General features: G+C 41.4%; 23 protein-coding genes. 13 read left to right on the top strand and 10 right to left on the bottom strand.

The annotated features are described in order from the left end of the window. The first annotated feature begins 109 nt into the window (after nucleotides 1-109). The 3 genes from POV26_RS07745 to POV26_RS07735 are packed head-to-tail and all read left to right on the top strand — an operon-like array spanning nucleotide 110 to nucleotide 2,136. Nucleotides 110-868 (top strand): DUF3298 and DUF4163 domain-containing protein, encoded by a 759-nt coding sequence (locus POV26_RS07745; protein ID WP_272855901.1) that lies wholly within the window; start codon nucleotides 110-112, stop codon nucleotides 866-868. Nucleotides 869-877: 9 nt separating this feature from the next. After that, on the top strand, nucleotides 878-1,234 hold the full coding sequence (locus tag POV26_RS07740; protein WP_272855900.1) for an arsenate reductase family protein: 357 nt from the start codon (nucleotides 878-880) through the stop codon (nucleotides 1,232-1,234). After that, nucleotides 1,234-2,136, top strand: a complete 903-nt coding sequence (locus POV26_RS07735) for a DMT family transporter (protein WP_272855899.1) — start codon at nucleotides 1,234-1,236, stop codon at nucleotides 2,134-2,136. Before POV26_RS07740 ends, POV26_RS07735 begins: the two co-directional genes overlap by 1 nt. 11 nt (nucleotides 2,137-2,147) lie before the next feature. Here POV26_RS07735 and POV26_RS07730 read toward each other — a convergent pair whose 3' ends face one another. Continuing rightward, nucleotides 2,148-2,621, bottom strand: coding sequence for an acyl-CoA thioesterase (locus POV26_RS07730; protein ID WP_272855898.1), 474 nt, complete (start codon nucleotides 2,619-2,621; stop codon nucleotides 2,148-2,150). Nucleotides 2,622-2,709: 88 nt separating this feature from the next. Between POV26_RS07730 and POV26_RS07725 the strand changes: the two genes are divergently transcribed. From POV26_RS07725 to POV26_RS07705, 5 genes are all read left to right on the top strand, one after another. Next, a complete protein-coding gene (locus POV26_RS07725; protein WP_272855897.1) occupies nucleotides 2,710-3,666 on the top strand; it encodes a YheT family hydrolase in 957 nt (318 codons plus the stop codon). Nucleotides 3,667-3,747: 81 nt separating this feature from the next. Further along, nucleotides 3,748-4,605: a YicC/YloC family endoribonuclease gene (locus POV26_RS07720; RefSeq protein ID WP_272855896.1), complete on the top strand. Its 858-nt coding sequence runs from the start codon at nucleotides 3,748-3,750 to the stop codon at nucleotides 4,603-4,605. Nucleotides 4,606-4,705: 100 nt separating this feature from the next. Next, nucleotides 4,706-5,287, top strand: a complete 582-nt coding sequence (gmk, locus tag POV26_RS07715; RefSeq protein ID WP_272855895.1) for a guanylate kinase — start codon at nucleotides 4,706-4,708, stop codon at nucleotides 5,285-5,287. Between the two features lie 46 nt (nucleotides 5,288-5,333). Beyond that, entirely contained in the window at nucleotides 5,334-5,948 is a 615-nt protein-coding gene (gene nadD, locus POV26_RS07710) for a nicotinate (nicotinamide) nucleotide adenylyltransferase (RefSeq protein WP_272855894.1), read from the top strand. A gap of 257 nt (nucleotides 5,949-6,205) precedes the next feature. Then, nucleotides 6,206-7,210: an NAD(P)H-dependent glycerol-3-phosphate dehydrogenase gene (locus tag POV26_RS07705; protein ID WP_272855893.1), complete on the top strand. Its 1,005-nt coding sequence runs from the start codon at nucleotides 6,206-6,208 to the stop codon at nucleotides 7,208-7,210. A 216-nt stretch (nucleotides 7,211-7,426) separates the two neighbouring features. Here POV26_RS07705 and POV26_RS07700 read toward each other — a convergent pair whose 3' ends face one another. From POV26_RS07700 to mscL, 4 genes are all read right to left on the bottom strand, one after another. Continuing rightward, nucleotides 7,427-9,577, bottom strand: coding sequence for a prolyl oligopeptidase family serine peptidase (locus POV26_RS07700; RefSeq protein WP_272855892.1), 2,151 nt, complete (start codon nucleotides 9,575-9,577; stop codon nucleotides 7,427-7,429). 116 nt (nucleotides 9,578-9,693) lie between these two features. After that, nucleotides 9,694-10,074: a DoxX protein gene (locus POV26_RS07695; protein WP_272855891.1), complete on the bottom strand. Its 381-nt coding sequence runs from the start codon at nucleotides 10,072-10,074 to the stop codon at nucleotides 9,694-9,696. Between the two features lie 119 nt (nucleotides 10,075-10,193). Next, a complete protein-coding gene (locus tag POV26_RS07690) occupies nucleotides 10,194-11,183 on the bottom strand; it encodes an aspartate-semialdehyde dehydrogenase (RefSeq protein ID WP_272855890.1) in 990 nt (329 codons plus the stop codon). Between the two features lie 196 nt (nucleotides 11,184-11,379). Further along, entirely contained in the window at nucleotides 11,380-11,790 is a 411-nt protein-coding gene (gene mscL / locus POV26_RS07685) for a large conductance mechanosensitive channel protein MscL (RefSeq protein ID WP_272855889.1), read from the bottom strand. A 146-nt stretch (nucleotides 11,791-11,936) separates the two neighbouring features. On the opposite strand from mscL, the gene POV26_RS07680 reads away from it, so the two are divergent. Beyond that, nucleotides 11,937-12,518 (top strand): TetR/AcrR family transcriptional regulator, encoded by a 582-nt coding sequence (locus POV26_RS07680; protein ID WP_272855888.1) that lies wholly within the window; start codon nucleotides 11,937-11,939, stop codon nucleotides 12,516-12,518. 97 nt (nucleotides 12,519-12,615) lie between these two features. Here the strand turns inward: POV26_RS07680 and alr are convergent, their stop codons facing one another. Then, nucleotides 12,616-13,725: an alanine racemase gene (gene alr / locus POV26_RS07675; protein WP_272855978.1), complete on the bottom strand. Its 1,110-nt coding sequence runs from the start codon at nucleotides 13,723-13,725 to the stop codon at nucleotides 12,616-12,618. A gap of 1 nt (nucleotide 13,726) precedes the next feature. Then, entirely contained in the window at nucleotides 13,727-14,386 is a 660-nt protein-coding gene (locus POV26_RS07670; protein ID WP_272855887.1) for a thymidine kinase, read from the bottom strand. A gap of 185 nt (nucleotides 14,387-14,571) precedes the next feature. On the opposite strand from POV26_RS07670, the gene POV26_RS07665 reads away from it, so the two are divergent. The 4 genes from POV26_RS07665 (at nucleotide 14,572) to POV26_RS07650 (ending at nucleotide 17,700) form a co-directional block, all read left to right on the top strand. Next, the gene (locus POV26_RS07665; RefSeq protein WP_272855886.1) at nucleotides 14,572-15,363 is read left to right on the top strand and encodes a hypothetical protein; all 792 of its coding nucleotides are present in this window, start codon (nucleotides 14,572-14,574) and stop codon (nucleotides 15,361-15,363) included. Between the two features lie 11 nt (nucleotides 15,364-15,374). Beyond that, the gene (locus tag POV26_RS07660; RefSeq protein WP_272855885.1) at nucleotides 15,375-15,731 is read left to right on the top strand and encodes a DoxX family protein; all 357 of its coding nucleotides are present in this window, start codon (nucleotides 15,375-15,377) and stop codon (nucleotides 15,729-15,731) included. A 3-nt stretch (nucleotides 15,732-15,734) separates the two neighbouring features. Continuing rightward, nucleotides 15,735-16,409 carry a 16S rRNA (cytidine(1402)-2'-O)-methyltransferase gene (gene rsmI / locus POV26_RS07655; protein WP_272855884.1) on the top strand — a complete coding sequence of 225 codons (675 nt, stop codon included), beginning with the start codon at nucleotides 15,735-15,737 and terminating at the stop codon, nucleotides 16,407-16,409. A 94-nt stretch (nucleotides 16,410-16,503) separates the two neighbouring features. Next, nucleotides 16,504-17,700: an ATP-binding protein gene (locus POV26_RS07650; RefSeq protein ID WP_272855883.1), complete on the top strand. Its 1,197-nt coding sequence runs from the start codon at nucleotides 16,504-16,506 to the stop codon at nucleotides 17,698-17,700. Between the two features lie 213 nt (nucleotides 17,701-17,913). Here the strand turns inward: POV26_RS07650 and POV26_RS07645 are convergent, their stop codons facing one another. The 3 genes from POV26_RS07645 to POV26_RS07635 all read right to left on the bottom strand — a co-directional run bounded on the left by POV26_RS07645 (nucleotide 17,914) and on the right by POV26_RS07635 (nucleotide 21,591). Further along, the gene (locus POV26_RS07645) at nucleotides 17,914-18,504 is read right to left on the bottom strand and encodes a carboxymuconolactone decarboxylase family protein (protein ID WP_272855882.1); all 591 of its coding nucleotides are present in this window, start codon (nucleotides 18,502-18,504) and stop codon (nucleotides 17,914-17,916) included. A gap of 94 nt (nucleotides 18,505-18,598) precedes the next feature. Continuing rightward, nucleotides 18,599-20,092, bottom strand: coding sequence for a T9SS type A sorting domain-containing protein (locus tag POV26_RS07640; protein WP_272855881.1), 1,494 nt, complete (start codon nucleotides 20,090-20,092; stop codon nucleotides 18,599-18,601). Between the two features lie 50 nt (nucleotides 20,093-20,142). Then, the gene (locus tag POV26_RS07635) at nucleotides 20,143-21,591 is read right to left on the bottom strand and encodes a T9SS type A sorting domain-containing protein (RefSeq protein ID WP_272855880.1); all 1,449 of its coding nucleotides are present in this window, start codon (nucleotides 21,589-21,591) and stop codon (nucleotides 20,143-20,145) included. Between the last annotated feature and the right edge of the window lie 192 nt (nucleotides 21,592-21,783).

The raw sequence follows: 21,783 nt of genomic DNA, 5'->3' as shown, positions 1-21,783 counted from the left end.
TCAACTATTTAATATAACTTTCACAATAGCTGATTTTAAAGTTATTACTTTTGAAATGCAAATGTAAGAGTTTCGTTTGTGATAGCTAACCATCTATTCCTTTTAACGTATGAATAACAAAATTACGGTCGTGGCATTGATTGCGCTCATAACCATGGGCTGCGACCAAGAAAAAAATATTGAGATTTCCTCGGAAAGTTTTACCGAAAAGGAGCTTCCCATCTGCAAAAACAGCAAATGTCCCGAAGTTACCATCAATTATGTGGAAGTTTTTGGCGATGCCAAAGTTTCCGAAAAAATAAACAAGAAGATTAAAAACTTCATTTTCGCATCGCTTTTAATGGGTGAAGACTGCATTCCCACCGCTAAGACCATACAGGAAGCGGCAACCGGATTTATTGAGGCCTACAATGCGGACAAAGCGCAATTTCCCGATATGGCCGGGGAATATTTTGCGGAAATCTCGGTAAATGAAATCTACACTTCCAAAGCGCATCTGTGCTTTGAAATGCGCCAATACCTCTTCACCGGCGGCGCCCATGGCTATGGCACCACTTCATTTTTGAATATTGACCCAAAAACTGGGGAAGAACTTACTTCAAAAGAACTTTTCAAAAACAGTACGGAATTTACCGCTTTCGCAGAGAAGAAGTTTCGCGCACAACAAAAAATAGCAAAAGACCAATCCATAAATGACAACGGATTTTGGTTTGAAAACGATAGATTCTATCTGCCGGAAAGTGTTGGTTTTACGCAGGATAGCTTAATATTCGTGTACAACCAATACGATATTGCGAGTTATGCCGACGGCCCGATTGAGCTGAAAATAGCGATGAAAGAGGCGGAGCCTTTCCTCAGTATTGATTAATTTTGGACTATGCAAAAAGTATATTATCTATCAAGTTGTGATACCTGCAAACGGGTAATGGATGAAATAAAAATTCCTTCGTCATTCATAAAACAGGACATAAAAGTACAGGGTATTACCGAAAAAGAACTGGACGAACTTTTTAATCTTACGGATAGCTATGAAGATCTTTTCAGCCGAAGGGCAAAACTTTACCAAGAACGAAATTTAAAGGATGAAGCGCTTTTGGAGGAGGATTATAAAAGGCTCATTTTGGAACACTACACGTTTTTGAAACGCCCAGTAATCGTAAATAACGACAAAATTTTTATTGGCAGCAGCCCAAAAACCGTTGCCGCCGCCAAAAAATCCATTCACCCCCATTGATGGACAAACGTTTAATTGCCATACTTGCGGCAACAGCAACCGAGACCATTTATGGCATTAACCACACCGTGGCCAAAGGCCTGATGCCGCACGTAATCCAGCCCTTTGGGTTTATTGTTTTACGCGTGGGCGGGGCCGCTATTCTTTTTTGGATATTAAGCTTGTTTACAAAATCGGAAAAAATAGCCCCCCGGGACTGGTGGCGCATTTTAGCCTGCGCCGTTTTTGGAATGGTACTCAATATGTTGATGTTTTTTAAAGGGTTAAGTCTTTCTACCCCTATAAATAGTGCGGTGTCTATGACCATCACTCCTGTTTTGCTTTTACTTCTCACCGCGGTCATTTTGCGGGAACGCATTACCTGGATCAAAACCTTGGGGATTATTTTTGGGCTTTCCGGCGCCTTGGTGCTCATTCTCTTTCAGGAAAAGACCCAGACCAACGCACCCAATATACCTTTGGGGAATCTGTTGTTTGTGCTGAACGCCATTTCCTATTCCTTTTATCTGATCTTGGTGAAACCCCTGGTCGCCAAATACAAGGCGATCACGCTATTGAAATTTTTCTTCCTCATCGCCTTCTGTATCAACCTGCCTTTCGGGTTTTCCGAAGTGTTGCAGGTGGAATGGGCGCAATTAGGCTTTTCAGAAATAGGACAAATAATATTCGTGGTTGTTGCCACTACATTTTTAACCTATCTGTTTAATATTTTTGCATTAAAACAGCTAAGCCCATCAACAGTAGGGGTTTTTATTTACCTTCAACCGGTAGTGGCAACAATTTTTGCGATTTTGGCTGGGGCAGATACCTTAAATGCAATCAGAATTGGGGCGGCTTGTTTAATTTTTATGGGCGTTTTTCTTTCAACCCGAAAACCGAAAAACCCCGCTATACGCCCTTAAGATTGTTTCAGTTATAAATCCTTAGGCCGCTGGCTGTACTTTCGGGTGTTTTCCTTTGTGAGAATCCTGAAATCGTCCGTCCTTTCCAAGGCATTGAATATTTCGTAAAATTTCTTCGGAAGGCCTACCAGCTTTCTTTCCGTAAGATCAATCCACGCCCCCATCATTTCGCAGCGGGCATAGTTTTTCCCGTTTTCATCATAAAAGTTGTGGAGAAATTCAAAATACATCCCATCTTCCGAAAGGCCTTTCAACTGCAATGAAACCGTAACAGGCTTTCCGGGAAAAAACTCACGGAAATAATACACGTGCTCATAAAATGCCACGGGACCCAAATTGTATTCCGCCAAATGCCGCTGGTCCATGCCGTTCTCCAGCATAAAGCTCATTCGGGTGTGGCTCATGTAGTCAATATAGGCACTGTTGCGCAGGTGGCGGTTGGCATCCACGTCGCTCCAGCGTATTTCAAATTGTTTTGTGTACATCGTTTCCAATTTTTATACAAATTTAAAGTAACTTTGTTATGCAAGCATAGTAAATATGTTTAGTTTCTGTTAAAACTTTTCTAAAGAAATGCCGCTCGTAAAAAGCAATTACAAACCAAATTTTCCTTTTAAAAATGCACACTTCGCTACAATTTATTCCGCGAAGCTCCGTCCGTCGCCAAAATTGATCCAACAACGCGAACGTCTGCAATTGCCCGATGGCGATTTTATGGATGTTGATTGGTCCTTTTCCGAAAAAAATTCACGGAAAGTTGCAATCCTGCTCCACGGTTTGGAAGGCAACGCGCAACGCACCTATATGAAAGGGCAGGCAAAAATCCTGAACCAAAACGGGTGGGACGTAGCGGCCGTAAATTTTCGTGGTTGCAGCGGGGAGGCAAATCTTTCGTATCAATCGTACAACGCAGGGAAGACGGACGATCTGGAAGCGGTACTGAATTTTATTCTGAAAAAGGACAAGTACAATGAAATAGCGCTCGTAGGTTTCAGTTTGGGCGGAAATCTGCTTTTGAAATATTTGGGCGAGCGCGAATCATTTCCCAAGGAAATAAAAAAAGCCGTTGCCATTTCCACGCCATTGAGTTTAAAAGGTTCTTTGGAATCTTTGAATGCTTTTTCAAACTGGGTTTACCGCAACTCCTTTTTGATAAACCTTCGGAAAAAGTACAAAACGAAAATGAAGGATTTTCCCGAAAAAATGACGGTTTCCGATTACAAAAAGATCACTTCGCTGTTGGAATTCGACAACGTTTATACCGCCCCGGCCCACGGCTTTAAGGATGCGTTTGATTATTACGAAAAGAACAGCAGCCTGCAATTTCTTCCGAAAATTCAAATTCCGGTACTTGTTTTAAATGCCGAAAACGACAGCTTCCTTTCTGCAGAATGTTACCCCAAAGATTTGGCTTCAAAAAAGAAAAACCTTTTTCTCGAAACGCCAAAATACGGCGGACACGTAGGTTTTCACCAAACCAATAAATTGTATTATAGTGAAAAACGCACCATGCAATTCTTGAATGAATAATTGGGTTTGAAAACCCTCACACCTCAGACCCACAACCTACCACCTAATTTTATTACCTTTGCCCTTCATTAAAACAGGAATATGATCCAATCCATGACGGGCTACGGCAAAGAAGTTGTTCAGTTGACTTCCAAAACCATTACCATCGAAATCAAATCTTTAAACAGCAAAGGGCTCGACCTCAACACGCGCGTGCCTTCGGCTTACCGTGAAAAGGAGCTTGAAATCCGCGATCTGCTCGCAAAATCATTGCAACGCGGAAAAGTGGACTTTTCACTTTATATTGAAGTGACGGGCGAGGAGGTAACCACGCAGCTGAATGAAGGCGTTGTAAAGAAATATATAAAGCAATTGGCAAACGTGGTAAACGGCGACCCCGTGGAACTTTTAAAAATGGCAGTGCGCATGCCCGATGCCTTGAAAACCGAACGCGAGGAAATTGACGAGAAGGAATATAAAGCTATTTTAAAAGGAATTGACAAAGCGCTGGAAGCCATAAACGAATACAGGACCGATGAAGGTTTGGTTTTGGAAAACGACTTTTTGGAGCGTTCCAAAACTATTTCAAAATTGTTGGAAGAAGTGATTGCCTTGGATCCCGAAAGAATTGACGGCGTAAAGGAAAGATTGCGCAAGGCGGTTGCGGATTTAAAGGAAAAAGTGGACGAAAACCGCTTTGAGCAGGAATTAATATATTACCTTGAAAAATACGACATCACCGAGGAAAAAGTTCGCCTTAAAAACCATTTGGAATATTTTGAGGAATCCTTAAAATCGCACGATTCCAACGGAAAAAAATTGGGTTTCATTACACAGGAAATTGGTCGTGAAATCAACACCATTGGCAGCAAGGCAAATTATGCGCCTATGCAGCAAGTGGTGGTGCAAATGAAGGACGAGCTTGAAAAAATTAAGGAACAAGCGCTAAACGTTTTATAGAGGGTAGTGGGTTGTGGGTAGTAGGTGGTAGATGGTTTTCCATTAAAGAATGGCCGTACTACGTCTTATTTCCTTCAGTCTTAAGTCAAATTTTTAAAAAATGGATTCAAAAAAAGGAGGGAAATTGATTGTGTTTTCGGCACCATCGGGAAGTGGAAAAACAACCATCGTTCAGCATTTGCTGAAACAGGAAGACCTCAACTTGGAATTTTCGGTTTCGTGTACTTCGCGCGAGCCCCGTGGCGATGAAAAGCACGGCGAGAATTATTATTTCATCTCGTTGAAGGAATTTAAGCAGCACATTAAAAACGGCGATTTTTTGGAGTGGGAAGAAGTGTATCGCGATAATTTTTACGGCACGCTGAAAAGTGAAGTGGAACGCATTTGGAGCCACGGAAAAAACGTGATTTTTGATATTGACGTGGTTGGCGGACTTCGGATTAAAAAGAAATATCCCGAAAAAACACTGGCAGTTTTCGTAAAACCGCCGAGCATCGACGAGCTGAAAATTCGTCTTAAAAAACGCAAGACCGAGAGCGACGAACGCATCAATATGCGCATTGCAAAAGCTTCGGTGGAATTGGCGACCGCGCCGCAATTCGATAAAATCATAAAAAACCACGATTTGGAAACCGCTTTAAAGGAAGCGCATGATTTGGTGGAAAATTTTATAAAATCATAAAAATAATCCCGTACAGACGCACGGCCGTGCGTCTCTACAGATAAAAATGGCAAAAAAAACAGGACTCTACTTCGGCACTTTCAACCCCATTCACGTGGGGCATTTGATCATTGCCAACCACATGGTGGAGTTCAGCGATTTGGATGAGGTCTGGTTTGTGGTTACGCCACACAATCCGCATAAAAAGAAAAAAACGCTTTTGGAAGACCATCATCGGTTAGCGATGGTGCGGATTGCCGTGGAAGACTACCCAAAGCTGCAGGCCAGTAATGTGGAGTTTGACCTGCCACAGCCCAATTATACGGTAAATACCTTGGCGCATTTGGAAGAGAAGTACCCAAAAAATCATTTCTGTTTGATCATGGGCGAAGACAATTTGAAAAGTCTTCACAAGTGGAAAAATTATGAAGTTATCTTAGCGCGGTATTCAATTTACGTTTATCCGAGAATTTCCGAAGCCGTGCCTGCCGGCAGGCAGGGAAACACCCCCCTGCCCTCCTCAAGGGGGGAAAAACTCCCGCAAATTAAAATAGTTGATGCACCTATTATTGAGCTTTCTTCAACATTTATTCGCAAGGGCATAAAAGCTGGGAAAAATATTCGCCCGATGCTTTCGGCGGAAGTTTGGAAGTATTTGGATGAGATGAATTTTTATAGGTAAAGCTAATTATATTCATAAGATTCCTGCATTCGCAGGAATGAAAACCGCCCCACCAAACTAACACTTGGGGAGCGGCCTCAACTAAATAACCAACCAAAATCATTGAAACCTTTTTTGAAGCTAAAATCAATTTCAATAATCAAACCCAATAACGCATAGCTATAGGGAAACATTGTACGGCCATTCTTAAGCTACTGTTAAATGTTTCGGTACGGTAAGGTAAGAATTATGTACTTTTGAAATAAGAAATCAAACCAATGTCTGAAAAACCAAAATTTGCAGTCTTTGGCGGCGGAAGCTGGGCCACGGCAATCGTAAAGATGCTTTGCGAAAACCTTGACGAAGTGGGTTGGTATATGCGCAGCAAATCTTCCGTGGATTTTATTAAAAAACAGGGGCACAATCCCAATTATTTGAGTTCGGTGGAATTCAATTTGAAGCAGCTCAAACTCAGCAACGATATAAATGAAACCGTCTCGAATGCGGACTGCCTTATTTTCGTAATTCCTTCGGCCTTCCTTCATCAAGAACTTGAAAAATTGACGGTTTCCTTGGAAGACAAAATTGTTTTTTCAGCCATTAAAGGAATTGTTCCCGAAACCAGTTTGATTGTCGGCGACCATTTCAACACACATTACAAAGTTCCTTTCAACAACATCGGCGTTATCTCCGGGCCCTGCCACGCAGAGGAAGTTGCTTTGGAAAGGCTTTCCTATCTAACCATCGCCAGCGCAGATGCTGAAAAGGCAAAACTGATTGCAGATGTTTTAAGCAGCGATTATATTAAATGTACCATTAGCGACGACGTTTTGGGAACTGAATATGCCGCAATGCTCAAAAATATTTACGCCGTGGCCGCAGGAATTGCGCACGGACTTGGCTACGGGGATAATTTTCAAAGCGTGCTGATGAGCAACGCCATCCGCGAGATGAAAAAGTATGTGAAAAAGGTTCACAAAATGAAGCGCGACATCAACGATTCTGCTTATTTGGGAGATTTATTGGTTACGGGCTATTCGGTTTTTAGCCGAAATAGATTGTTCGGAACAATGATTGGGAAAGGCTACACCGTTAAAAGCGCCCAACTGGAAATGAGCATGATTGCGGAAGGGTATTACGCTACCAAAAGCGCCTACCATCTAAACCAGCAAAAGGGAAAGAAAAAAGCCAAAACCCCAATAATTGACAGTGTTTACGAAATTCTTTACGAGAATAAGGATCCCAAAAAGATATTTAAGAAACTAACCGAAAAGTTGGATTGATTTTTTGAAATTACGATCATTTTATCCTTCCGAAGAAGGAGGAAATCGAAAATTTCAACGTAATTAATCGCATCCCGCTGGGGCCGTCAACTTTTATCCAATAGCCAGAAAGCGCACTCCTATGGGATTCCTCCTTCGTCGGAATGACAAAAGAAAGCTGAACTTGTCATTCCGACGAAGGAGGAAAATCGAAGATTCAACGGAGTAAACGGGAATTTACTTAGTATTCTTTTCCGGCAATTCCTCAAACCCCATATTGAAAAGGGTAAACCCAAAAATATCGGCATATTGTGCAATGGTCTTGCTTACGGGCGTTCCGGCGCCGTGACCGGCATCGGTTTCAATCCGTATTAAAATAGGATTGTTTCCGGTTTGTTTTGCTTGAAGTTCCGCTGCAAATTTGAAACTGTGCGCAGGCACCACCCTATCATCGTGGTCGCCCGTTGTGATCAGCGTTGCTGGATATTCCACGCCTTCCTTCACATTGTGCAATGGCGAATACCCTTTTAAATATTCAAACATTTCCTTGCTGTCCTCTGCTGTTCCGTAGTCGTACGCCCAACCTGCCCCCGCGGTAAAGGTGTGGTAACGAAGCATATCCAAAACCCCAACGGCGGGAAGTGCAACTTTCATCAAATCGGGCCGTTGCGTCATTGTGGCACCCACCAACAAACCTCCGTTGGAACCTCCGCGAATGGCGAGATAATCGCTGGAAGTATAGTTGTTTTTGATTAAATATTCCGCGGCAGCGATAAAATCGTCAAATACGTTTTGCTTCTTCATTTTCGTTCCGGCGTTGTGCCATTTTTCGCCATATTCGCCTCCCCCGCGCAAATTTGGCACTGCATAAATGCCGCCCTGCTCCATCCATACTGCGTTGGTAATACTAAAACTTGGGGTCAGGCTAATATTAAACCCACCGTAACCATAAAGCATCGTGGGATTTTTGCCGTCCATTTTCAACCCTTTTTTGTGGGTGATAATCATCGGGATTTTTGTCCCGTCTTTTGAAGTATAGAAAACTTGGTGGCTTTCGTAGTTTTCTGGGTTGAAATCTATTTCGGGTTTTATGTATAATTCTGAACTGCCGCTTGCAATGTCATATTTGTAAATGCTTCCCGGCGTTATGTAATTTGTAAACGAATAATAAAGCACCTTTTCTTCCTTTTTTGTTCCGAAACCTCCTGCGGAACCCACGCCAGGAAGCTTTATTTCGCGGATCAACTTTCCGTCGTAATCATACTGCATTACTTTTGAAACCGCATCGACCATATAATTGGCAAAAATATTTCCGCCACCGGTACTGGCCGAAAGCACATTTTCGGTTTCGGGAAGAAAATCCTTCCAATGCTCCGGGGTTGGGTTTGCGGCATCTACCGTCACAATTTTTCGGTTCGGCGCGTTTCTGTTGGTAACTATATAGAGTTTGGATCCTACATTTTCTAAAATATAGGTATCTGAATCGGTATCATTTAAAATGGTGACAAATTTCGAGTCTGGCTTGGTCAAATCCTTTATAAAAAGCTTATTTCCTGTCGTGGAAGTACTTGCGCGGATTATTAAATAATGGTTGTCTTCAGTAACGGAAGCGTTTATATACCGATGTTTCTGCTCCGGGGTGGCGCCAAAAATCACTTTGTCGTCACGTTGCGGAGTTCCCAATTTGTGATAATACACTTTGTGCTGATCGGTTTTGGCCGAAAGTTGGCTGCCTTCTGGTTTGTCGTAACTGGAATAGTAAAATCCATCTTCCGCTTTCCACGAAAGTCCGCTGAATTTGATGTCCTTTAAGGTATCGCCTATCAATTCCTTCGTTTCGGTATTCATTATCAGCACTTTGCGCCAGTCGCTTCCGCCTTCGGAAATGCTGTATGCCAATTTACTGCCGTCCTTGGAGAAACTGGTTTCGCCCAAAGAGATTGTTCCGTCTTCCTTGAAAGTGTTGGGATCTATAAATACTTCGGCTGTTGATGGATCTTCTTCTGTTTTGTACCGGTACAGCACATATTGGTTTTGCAGGCCGTCATTTTTATAGAAATAGGTAAAGTTTCCTTCGTGGAAAGGGGGGCCAACTTTTTCATAGTTCCAAATTTCGGAAAGACGGTTTTTTAGCGCTTCCCGGAAAGGTATTCTGTTTAAATAATCAAAAGTTACTTTGTTTTCAGCCTTTACCCACGCTGCGGTTTCTTCGCTACGGTCGTCTTCCAACCAACGGTATGGGTCTTTCACTTCAACACCAAAATAGGTGTCCACGGTATCTACTTTTTTTGTCTGCGGATAAGTCACGGAGATTACTTCTTTTTTGGGTTCTTCTTTGCAGCCAACGATGGCAAGGATTAAAATTGCGGGAACGATTGAAAATTTCATAAGCTCTTATTTTTTTTCGAAATGTAAATGTACTGCTTTTAAGTGAAATGAATATCTTCTGAAAATCACAAAGGCCTCCATTTAGGAAGCCTTTGTTGTAACAAAACCGTTCGGTTTCATAAAAATAATGGTCTGTAAACCTTCCAATGCTTGTAAATTAAAATAGCATTCAGCACGATAACCACCAAGGCCAAAACAAGGCCGGGGGTGTCCATAAATAAATGGAAGAGAAATATATTCACAGAAATGGGCGCTAACAAAATTAAAGCGAATGACACCCATTTGTTAAAAACCAAGAGCAGGCCTATCAGGACTTCAAAAGTTCCAATTACTTTTAGAATATAGCCGGTATTACTGAGCGAATCAATGAAGATAGCGGCATCTCCCGTATAGATATGCGTTGGCATAAAGTTGAAGTTAACCAACTTGCTCATTCCAAAAAAGAGTAATCCCAAGCCTAAAATGATTCTTAGGATTTTAGTAAAAGTTGAATTCATAGGCTTTAAAGTTTAAGGGTTAATCCTTAAAGATACTGAAAAATAAAAAACGCACCTTTAAAAAAAGTGCATTTTTTTAACAAAATTTTAAAATTCTCTTTATGGATTATCTTAAAAACCTATACCAATTCGTTAGCTACCAAATATTCTGCAATTTGAACGGCATTGGTTGCAGCACCTTTCCGAAGGTTATCGCTCACGATCCACATGTTCAGGGTATTGGGTTGCGTTTCATCGCGACGGATGCGACCTACGAAAACTTCATCTTTGCCGTGGGCGTACATTGGCATGGGATAGGTGTTGGTATCTGGGTTGTCCTGAAGGGTGATGCCTAAAGTTTGGTGCAGAATTTTACGGATGTCCCCCAATTCAAAGTCCTTTTCAAACTGAACATTCACGGCTTCACTGTGGCCTCCGGCGGTAGGAATGCGAACAGCCGTCGCTGTTACTGAAAAAGTACGGTCGTCCAATATTTTTTGTGGCTCGCGCGCCAGTTTCATTTCCTCTTTGGTATAGCCATTAGGCTCAAAAACATCGCAATGTGGAAGTGCATTTTTGTGGATCGGGTAGGGATAGGCCATCTCGCCTTTTATTCCGGCCATTTCATTCTCCATTTGTTTTACTGCTTTCAGACCAGTGCCGGAAACAGACTGATAGGTAGAAACCACGACCCTTTTCATCTTATATTTTTTGTGGAGCGGTGCCAAAGCCATCACCAGTTGGATGGTGGAGCAATTAGGATTGGCTATTATTTTATCGGTTTTGGTCAACAAATGGGCATTGATTTCGGGAACGATGAGTTTTTTATCGGGTTCCATGCGCCATGCCGAGGAATTATCGATTACCGTCGTGCCAACCGCTGCAAATTTGGGCGCCCATTCCAAAGAAGTGCTTCCGCCGGCAGAAAAAATGGCGATGTTCGGTTTTGCGGCAACGGCTTCCTCTAAACCGATTACTTTATGGTTTTTTCCTTTAAAGGAAATTTCCTTTCCCACAGATTTTTCAGAAGCTACCAAAAGCAGTTCGTCAATGGGGAAATTGCGTTCGTGCAACACTTTTAACATTACTTCGCCAACCATTCCGGTGGCACCGACCAAAGCTAATTTCATATTTCGGGATTTGTTGATTTGCGATTTGTGAAAACTAACCACAAAGGTCGCAAAGTTTTTCACAAAGGACACGAAGTGATTGTGGCAAAATTAGGCTTTGCTATGCGAATATTTCCGAATAAAAAGCAAAAAAAGAACCCTCTCCATTTTGAAGAGGGTTTAAGGTTAGAATATGTAATGTAGCGGTGGGCGTAAATTACTTTTTTCTTAGTTCGTCGCGGATTTCTTTCAACAAATCCACTTCAGATGGACCTGGATCCGGTGCGGGAGCGGCTTCCTCCTTCTTGCGGACTTTTCCGTATGCTTTAACTATCACGAACAAAACAAAACCAACAATAAGCAGGTTGATGAGGGTATTGATCCATTTTCCCCACATTATTGCATTTTCGGGCTTGGTTACTGTGCCGTCAGCGCCAACAACAGCTGGGTCAAGCACATATTTCATGTCGGCAAAATCAATTCCACCCGTAAAATGACCTACGAGCGGCATAATCATATCATTGGTGAATCCTGTAACAACAAGCCCCACGGCGCCTGCCAATATTACAGCAACGGCAAGGTCCACCACATTGCCGGTCATTATAAAATCCCTGAATTCTTTTAACATGTTGATTGGTTTTTAGCAGTTAATAAAAACGAAGATACTAAAAAAAATAATTGCCAACTCGCAAACATTTAGATGGTTGCAAAATAGCATCACAATTTTTAATGAAACAATCATTTCACTATATTTATAAAATTAAATTTTCCATTATGCCCAAGACGACCACTTTTACCAAAGAAAAAGTACTTGCCCAAGCCATAAGCTGCTTTTATAAAAAAGGGTATCATGGCACTTCCATGCAGGACTTGGTAGATACTACCGAGCTAAACCGGAGCAGTATCTATAATTCATTTGGAAGTAAGATGGACCTGTACCAAGCAGCGCTCCGTTTTCATCAAAAGCAACGGTTTGCAGTCTTGCAAAAAATATTGATGAAAGCCGGAAACCCACGCGAAGCGTTACAGTTTATTTTTAATGAAATTATCACCCAAATCGTTGAAAGTAATGATGATAAAGGGCCTTTTGAAATCAATTGTCTATCAGAAATGGCAACCCAAAACAAGGCGGTAAAACAGTTGCTTTTGCAATCGCAGGAGCATCAGCTCAATTTTTTTGAAAACGTAATAAAAGAGGGGCAAAAGAGGGGATTGATTAATGAAAGGCAAACCGCAGTGGAATATGGGCATTTAATATTTAGTGCATATCAAGGCATTCAAGTTATGGGAATATTGATAAAGGATAAACACATTTTAGAGATTACCGCACAAAACACCCTTCGTACTTTAATGTGAAGCAAACTGTTTTTTTGGAACGAACGATTTAAATAAAAAGGCAAGTAACATAGCATTATCTCGAAAATGGAAACCTTTTTTCCATAAAACCACACTGCTATTTTCTGCAAATAACCCTTTTTACCCTTTGGGAAACTGCAGTAATCAATTCATAGGAAATAGAGTTTATGGCGGCCGATAATTCCTCGGCGGTTGAAGAGGGCCCAAAGACAATGGCCTCATCCCCCTCGTGGCAGTCAATATCGGTAACATCTACCATTATCATATCCATACAAACATTGCCGAGAATATGGGCTTTTTTCCCCTTTATCGTCACCCATCCCTTGCCTTTTCCGTAGGAACGCGGAATTCCGTCCGCATGACCAATGGGAAGCGTTGCCGAACGTGTAGTTTTCCCCGCAACAAAGCCACGGTTGTAGCCTATGCTTTCATCCTTTTGCACGGTATGTATTTGTGAAATAACCGTTTTCAGCGTGCCTACGGGTTTTAAATGTTTGTTTTCCGCCGGGTCATTGCCATAGCCATAAAGACCTATTCCCGTGCGTACCATGTCAAAATGGGCTTGGGGATAGTTGATGATGCCCGAAGTGTTTGCGCAATGCAACAAAGGTTTATATTCCAATTTTGCGATAAGTTCTTCTGAAATTTTTCTGAAATCCTCAATCTGCCCTGTTGTAAATTCCTTCAGCTTTAAATCTTCACTTGCCGCAAGATGCGAAAAGGCCGATTTTACCTTCACACTTTGGGTTTTTGAAAGTGTTTCCACGATAAAATCCAAATCCTTTTCCACGAAACCCAAGCGGTTCAAGCCCGTATTGAATTTTAGGTGAATTGGATACTCCTTCTGCTTTTTCCCTTCCGCGAAAACGATAAATTCCTCCAGCATTTTTCGGGAATAGATACTGGGTTCCAAACAACGGTCCACAATGATTTCAAAATTTACCGGAAGCGGGTGCAACACCAAAATGGGGGTTTCAATGGAAGCATTCCGTAGCGTTTCGCCCTCATTGGCATAGGCCACGGCAAAATAATCAGTGCCCAAAGCGGCAAGTTCCTTGGCAATTACAACGGAGTCACTTCCGTAGCCAAACGCCTTTACAACTGCCAAAACTTTGGTTTCGGGCTTTAATTTTGAAGTAAGATATTTATAGTTAGTGTCGAGCGCATTGAGGTCAATCTCCAACAAGGTTTCGGTGGCTTTGGGCATATTAGGCTTGTTTTCCAGGTTTTTCAGGAGCTTTTTGTCCACTGAGGTCTTCGGCATCCTTCACTTCCAGTTTTACTACTTTGTCCCGAAGCTGTGCTTTAAAAAATGCTGCACGGCTCAAAGGCTCATATTCTTCGGTTTCGCCAAGTAAAACCAGGGCTTCACTTTTTGTTTTTCGGTAGCTGTAATGGGCAAGATTTCCCGTTCGGGTACAGATGGCGTGTACTTTGGTAACATATTCGGCCGTTGCCATTAAGGCGGGCATGGGGCCAAAGGGGTTGCCTTTGTAATCCATATCCAAGCCTGCAACTATCACGCGCACGCCGCGATTGGCGAGGTCGTTACAAACTTTTACGATTTCGTCATCAAAAAACTGGGCTTCGTCAATGCCTACCACATCGCAATTATCTGCCAAGATTGGAATGTTTGCCGCAGCGGGCACGGGCGTGGAGCGAATTTGATTGCTGTCGTGGCTGGTCACCGCATCCTCGGCATAGCGCGTGTCTATGGAAGGGGTAAAAATCTCTACCTTTTGGCGGGCAAACTGGGCGCGTTTCAACCTTCGGATAAGCTCTTCGGTCTTTCCTGAAAACATGGAACCGCAGATTACCTCAATCCAGCCAAATTGTTCTTTCTGATTTACGGTATTTTCAAGAAACATAATTTAATTTTACGCGAAACATTGGGTACTCATTAAATTTCCAAACGATTTGTCCAACTTGAAGATTGTTTGAAATCTCCATAAAATGGTAGATTTGAACAAGAAAACAAAAATAGTTGACGTTTACATAAAGGATGCGTAAATTTATAAAAACAAAATAGAAATTCCGGTTAATTTAAAAAGATATGAAGAAGAAACTCCGCGAGCAAATAACAGGGCTCGCAAAGCAACTGATTGAAGAGGAAAAAACGTTTAATGCCGCTTCGCTAAAGGGATTGGCAGGTAAGTTATATGAAAAACTGACCGTGCTTGAATATCTTGAAAATCAAATTGGGGAGCCTTCCGAAGAACCCCTCACAGAATCACTGGATTCCAAAAGTTTCCGGGAGGAAAACTGGTTTACCGAGCCCGAGCCCGTGCCGCAGCCAGAGCACAAGGAAGACCTCATTGAACCATTGATGGAAAAAATAAAGGACATCGTGGCGCAAATGCCGGAAGAAAGCGAACGTATTGATGAACTGCTGGATGAAATGCTACCGAAAAGCCACGAACCCGAAGCTGCCGAAGCACAGGAAAAGCCAACGGTAAAGCACGTTAAAAATGATTTGGAGGAATTTGCTTCAAACTATCAGCAAATGCCAGAGTTTGAAAGAAAAAATACAGCGCTTTTCCCAAAATCCGTTGAAGGAACACCGGCCAGCAAAACGATGACCGAATCGCGCTCGAAATCTTTGAACGATACTGTAAACAAAGGTTTGAACATCGGCCTGAACGATCGTTTGGCCTTCATAAAACACCTTTTTGAGGGGCAGGCCGAAGATTATACCCGTGTGCTTTCGCAAATAAACACGATGGAAAATTATGAAGAGGCCAAAAGTTTCATCAAAGGCAGGGTAAAACCAGATTATAACTACTGGCTAAACAAAGAAGAATATTCCGAACGGTTTATGAATATAATTGAAAAAAGTTTTAACTAAACTCCAACTTTATGACAGCCCAAAAAGCCATCTATTGGGTCGCCACAGGGCTGCTCAGCGCACTTTTTCTCTATTCCGCTTTCGTGTTTTTAACCGATACGCTCGTTATCCAAGGCCATTATCAGGATTATCAATACCCTTCCTATTTGGTCGTGCCCATGGCCATTGCGAAAATCTTGGCAATTGTTTTTATCCTGCTACGAAAGCCGAAATGGGTTATGGAATGGGCGTATGCCGGTCTATTCTTCGACCTTGTATTGGCCTCCTTTGCGCATTATCGCTTGGGCGACCCAAACCTTACCTTAACCCTGTTGGGAATTGTGTTCTTATTGGTTTCCTATTTCTTCGGAAAAATTGTACGTCCATAAATTATGTCGGGAAAACTTTACTTAGTGCCCACGCCCATCGGCAATTTAAAAGATATGACCTTGCGCGCCATTGAAGTGCTGAAGGAAGTAGATTTGATTTTAGCCGAAGATACTCGCAACAGTGGAAAACTGCTGAAACATTTTGAAATCGACACCCAGATGCACTCCCACCACATGCACAACGAGCACAAAACGGTGGAAGGCATTGTAAGGCGAATTCAAGGCGGTGAAAACATTGCGCTCATTAGCGATGCCGGCACCCCCGCCATTAGCGACCCCGGATTTTTATTGACCCGTGCGTGCGTGGAAGCTGGCATTGAAGTGGATTGTCTGCCCGGTGCCAACGCTTTCGTTCCGGCGCTTGTAAATAGCGGCTTCCCGAACGACCGGTTTGTTTTTGAAGGTTTCCTTCCGGTGAAAAAAGGAAGGCAAACCCGGCTCGAACTTTTGGCCGAAGAACCCAGAACCATCATTTTTTACGAGTCGCCGCACAAACTGCTGAAAACCCTTGCACAGTTTGTGGAATATTTCGGTGCCGAAAGACAAGTTTCCGTTTCACGGGAACTCACAAAACTACACGAAGAAACCGTTCGCGGCACTGCCGAAGAAGTTTTAAAGCACTTTGAAAACAAGCCGCCTAAGGGGGAGATTGTGGTGGTGGTTTCGGGGAAGAAATGATTGATAAATTTGTTTTTATTCAAAAACAATTATTGACATTTTTGTTTTTCAATAAAAACAATTTTTAATATATTTGTTTTTATTCGACAACAATATGAAAGAGCTGGCTGTTTTAAGTGAACGCATACTGAGCGATATGAATATCCGCCAGGAGCGGTATCTATTAGCGCAGATTGATTGGTCGCAGCGGCTTATTGGCGTAAAGGGTGCGCGTGGGTCGGGAAAGACCACGCTACTGCTGCAACAAATAAAATATCACCTTTCCGAAGCAACAAAACCGCTTTATACCTCTCTGGACAATCTGCATTTTATGGACCACACTTTAATCGGTCTCGCGGAGGAATTTGCGGTGCAAGGAGGAACACATCTGTTTTTGGACGAAGTTCACAAATACCCAAATTGGTCGCGCGAATTAAAACTCATTTACGACCAATTGCCCTCCCTGAACGTAATATTCACCTCTTCCTCCATCCTCGAAATAAACAAGGGTGAATCCGATTTAAGTCGGCGCGCGGTGAAATATATTTTAAAGGAAATGTCGTTCCGGGAATATTTGAACATAAAACACAACCTGGACATACCTTCCTTCGATTTTGAATATATTCTGAAAAATCAAAAGGAAGTGGCATTAGAGCTTAAAAACCACGTGGAATTTCCCGTTGCGGAATTTAAGGAATATTTGAAATACGGTTGCTACCCCTATAGTTTTGAAGGGATTGATAATTACTATCCCAAACTTTTGGACACCATCAACCTCATGTTGGAAATAGATGTGAGTTCGGTAGAAAACATTCCGTATCAGGAAAGCCGGAAAATAAAAAAGCTGCTCGTGGCCATTGCGCAGAGTGCCCCGTTTACGCCCAACGTTTCAAAACTCAGCGAACGTTTGGGGTTTTCCAGAAATTTTCTGTTGAATTCCCTGAAGATATTGGATCGGGCCGAGCTTATCCACGAATTTTTCACGCCTTCAAAAGGCATTGGCGCATTTACCAAACCCGAAAAATTGTACCTCAACAATACAAATTTAATTTATGCACTCGCCCAAAGTCAATTGGAGCAAGGCACCCTGCGCGAAACATTTTTTGCCAATCAATTGAAGCATCTTTATGAAATCCACCTTGCCAAAAAAGGCGATTTTATAGTAAACCGAAAATATACCGTGGAAATAGGTGGAAAAAATAAAACCACGCATCAGATTGATGGAGTGAAGGATGCTTTTATACTAAAGGATGATATTGAAATTGGGGCCTTGAACATTATTCCGCTACACCTTTTTGGGCTAATGTATTGACGAATCAATTGTTAAGGGTTAAGCGTTAAGTGTTAAGTGTTAAGTGTTAATCTAAAAATCAACCATGCTTTCCCTTATGCCACCCACGCTTGCCGAGATACTGCTCACCGCTTTCCACAGCGCCTTCTATTGGACAACGCTACGGAAAGTTTAAAAAAATCAAGAAGAAAAAAGTTCTTGATTTTTTCAAACAACCACCATAAACCACGGAAACTAAACATGCTTTCCTTTATTCCATCCGTGTTTTCCAAGATACCGCTCACCGCTCTCCACAGCGCCTTCTTCAATGGAAGTTCCCATGGAATCATTCCAACGGTTTAGGTAGCCAAATAGTGAAATTACGCCGAGCATTTCCACAATCTCGCCTTCGTTCCAGTATTTGTAAAGTCTTTCTTTAATTTCCTCATCAACCGCATTTGGTACTTGGCTGGCAGCCAAAGAAAAGTCGAGCGCTGCACGTTCCGCTTCCGAAAAGGCGGGATGGGTTCGGTATTCCCAAATATTATCGAGTTGCTCCTGTTCGGCCCCGTAACGTTCAGCTGCGCGGATGGCGTGGGCTTGGCAATAGCGGCAGCCCGTGGCGTTGCTGCTTACCCAGGCGATCATCCGTTTTAAGGCCGAAGTAACGCGTCCCTCATTCGCCATTACGGCCTTGTTAAGATTGATAAACGCTTTGCTGATCGCCGGACGGTGCTGCATGGTAAGCACGCTATTTGGGCAAAAGCCGAGTGTTTCGTTGAAAAATTCGGCCAATTGTTTTGTTTCGGCGTCGTGGTTTGGGGAAAGGGGAGTGACTAATGGCATAGCTTAAAATTCGTTTGAAATCCGAAAATACAAAATGCGGGCAGCAAATTACAAATTACAAGCTCCAATTCCGATAGCTCTCGGAACCAAAAAATCAATTCTTCAGTAATCTGAACACCCCGTTTGAGGTTTTCAGAAAATAAATTCCTGTTTGGGCAGCTGAAAGATCTATTTGGCTTTGCTTATCATTCAATTCGCCACTAGCGATAATTTTTCCTGTAATATCTGTGATTTGATAAACTTCTTTTTCAAAATAGAATTCGCGCTCTACGGTGAAAATCCCGCTTGATGGGTTTGGGTAAACGGTTGTTTTTTGGTTTTGGAATTCGGTAATATTTAAGGGATTATTAAAATATCGTTTCATTATGATATCTTCATTTCCCACATACCATGGTGTCGTCATTAAACATACAATCTTTCCATCTTGCTGTAATATCATATCGGCTTGGTAATATAATGCGGGAGAACTTTCAAAGATAAAAGTAGAATCAAGGCTTCCTCCCAATTTGTATCGATTCATAAATGAGGGCCCTCCGCCTTCTTGAAAATCAGCAATAAGAGTTCCATAAGTTAATAACCTTTGGTTATCTTGAGCTAAAATTTTTACAATTACCATATTATCAATATCCGGGTTTATGTAGCCACTATCCCCAAAAGATATATCTAAGTCACCGTTAGAAAGATACCGCGAAATAAGTGTGTGTGCCTCATATGACTGATAATCAATATAACCGCTATGAACTGCTATTTTGCCATCATTATATATAGCCATACCTATCGACCGATATTTTTGGTCAATTGTTATGGCTGCTATTCCATCTGTTCCAAAACTATTATCATAAGACCCGTTGTTATTGAAGCGCAATAAAACCTTTGTAGAATTACCTGTATTATAATAATTAGCAAGTACTACTATCTTTTCATTATCCGTAAGCCCAATTTTGGTATCTAGCATTGAAGAAATAACACCATCACCTATAACGGCGCCATTATCTCCAAAATTAATATCCAAAGTGCCGTTAGGTAAAAAACGCTTCAAAACAAAGTTAAATAAGCCATTTTCAAAAGAAGAACATACAACCAATAGGGATCCATCACTTTGTAAAATCATATCTCCTTGGGTTACCCATTCTGAGGAAACTATAATTTCACCATTAGCTCCATAATCTGTATCTATTGACCCATCTGAAAGATAACGATGTGCTGCATAAATATTTTCAGAATTATGGTAAAAAGCAGCACCGGCTATTATTTTTCCATCATTTTGAGAAAGTATTTTTTCATAATATTGATTCTCATATTCAGGATTGTCGTAAACCACTAATCCATTATCTCCAAAGGTTGTATCTATACTTCCGTCTGGAAGGTACCGAACAATTGATGGAAATCTATGACCTTCATTAGTGAAGCTTCCCGCCACTACCAAATTCTCATCAGCTTGTTGGACCAATGAGGTTGGAAAATCATAATCCCCATCTATATCCGTTCTTACAATGCCATTATCCCCAAAAGATGTATCCAAGCTACCATCCTGCGCATAAGTAACTGCGGAGATAATTCCTATAATAAAAAGTAGCAATGTTTTCATAATTTTCATGTTTTGGTGCTTCCGGAGAAACACTACGAAATTTTTTTTATTCAATTTTTCAGCAATCGAAAAATGCCGTTCTGGGTTTTCAGAAAATAAATTCCGCTTTGGGCCGAGGCAAGATCTATCTGTGATTGCTTTTCTGTCAGTTCGCCCGAAGCAATGGTTTTTCCGGTAATATCGGTTATTGTGAAAGGTGTTCTTTCAGAAAACAGTTCGCGTTCAATCGTGAAAATTCCGGTTGAGGGGTTTGGGTAAATGGTTGTTTTTTGGATATTAAAATCCGCAATGGATAGCGGCGTATTGTTAAATCTTTGAAGAACAATATTGATGGGAGGACCATTGTACCAAATATCAGTGCCGATGATTAAAAATTTTCCACTGTTTAAAGCGAGAAATCCCGCGCTACCTAATTCCGCATAATTTGAATTAAATTGAAAACTATTATCTGGAATGCCACCTGGAAAGAATCTTGAGTAATAGGGAGTAATTCCGCCTTCAAAATCATAATAGTCCCTATTGAGAAGTATCCTTCCATTTTCCTGAACATAACTTCCGGCATAGCCTTCGATTGCGCCAGCATTTCCAAAATTTTGATCGAGCATAGCGTTGGGAAATAGTTTTATTGTTTTTCTTACAAACACATCATTTAAAAAATCATAATAATAACAGCCAACTAAAAAACTTCCATCCTGTAAGAGCGAAAAACTGGTGTTGTATTCTGGTTCCACAGGAATTGTAGCCATTCCGTTATCACCAAAAGCAGTGTCCAATTCACCATTCTCCAAAAATTTCAATATATGACTGGAATAGATGTTATTTACTTTGTATCTAACCCCAATAAAAATCGTATTCTCTTTTAACACAAATGCATTAGTCCTTAATTCGACAATATTTCCTAAGGAATGTGAAACTGTTCCATCAATCCCAAAATCTGTATCCAGCATACCATTTATGTCAAATTTTCTAATAATAATACTGGAATAGGAAGGATCAACTCCCAAAACCAGCATATTGTTTGCCGAATCCAAAATCATACTATTCCCATATCCGTAAGAGAATAGTGGTTGAATCTGACCATTGTTTCCAAAGGCTGTGTCAATTAACCCATTTGGTAAAAGTCTTTTAATAGTATAATGATCTCCTATATAGCTTTTCAGCAACATGTTTTCATTTGGTAGAATGCGAATGCCTCTATAATCTTCGTCAGTGCCGTCCGTCCAAAGTATTCCATTGTTTCCGAAAGAAGTATCAATAGAGCCGTCTTCAAAATAAGCTAAAATGAAATTAGTTTCTTCCCCTAGAGCAAAATTATAGTTCTTCCCTATTACAATAACTCTATCATTTAAGCTTTGGTCATAACCATTCACAAAGTTGTCGCCTGGACCAATTTCGGTTAAGACAAAACCATAATCCCCAAAGGATAAATCTGGACTACCATCCTGCCCAAAAGCCACAAATGACAGTACCCCTACCAAAAAAAGTAAAAGTGTTTTCATAATTCCAAAATTTAAAGGTTAGTTGGGGAGAATATTCCCACAAGATACTAAATTTTCAAATGCAAAAATCACCTTTTCCATTGCCTTAATTTTGTAATTTTACACCTCTCCCCTTTGTTCAATAATCAAAATCAATCCATTTTGGTTCCGATAGCTATCGGAATTGGAATTTTAAAAACTTGGAATTTACAA

This window comes from Aequorivita todarodis (assembly GCF_028561335.1).
GTDB lineage: Bacteria > Bacteroidota > Bacteroidia > Flavobacteriales > Flavobacteriaceae > Aequorivita > Aequorivita todarodis.
This window is presented reverse-complemented; position numbering and strand designations above follow the sequence as displayed.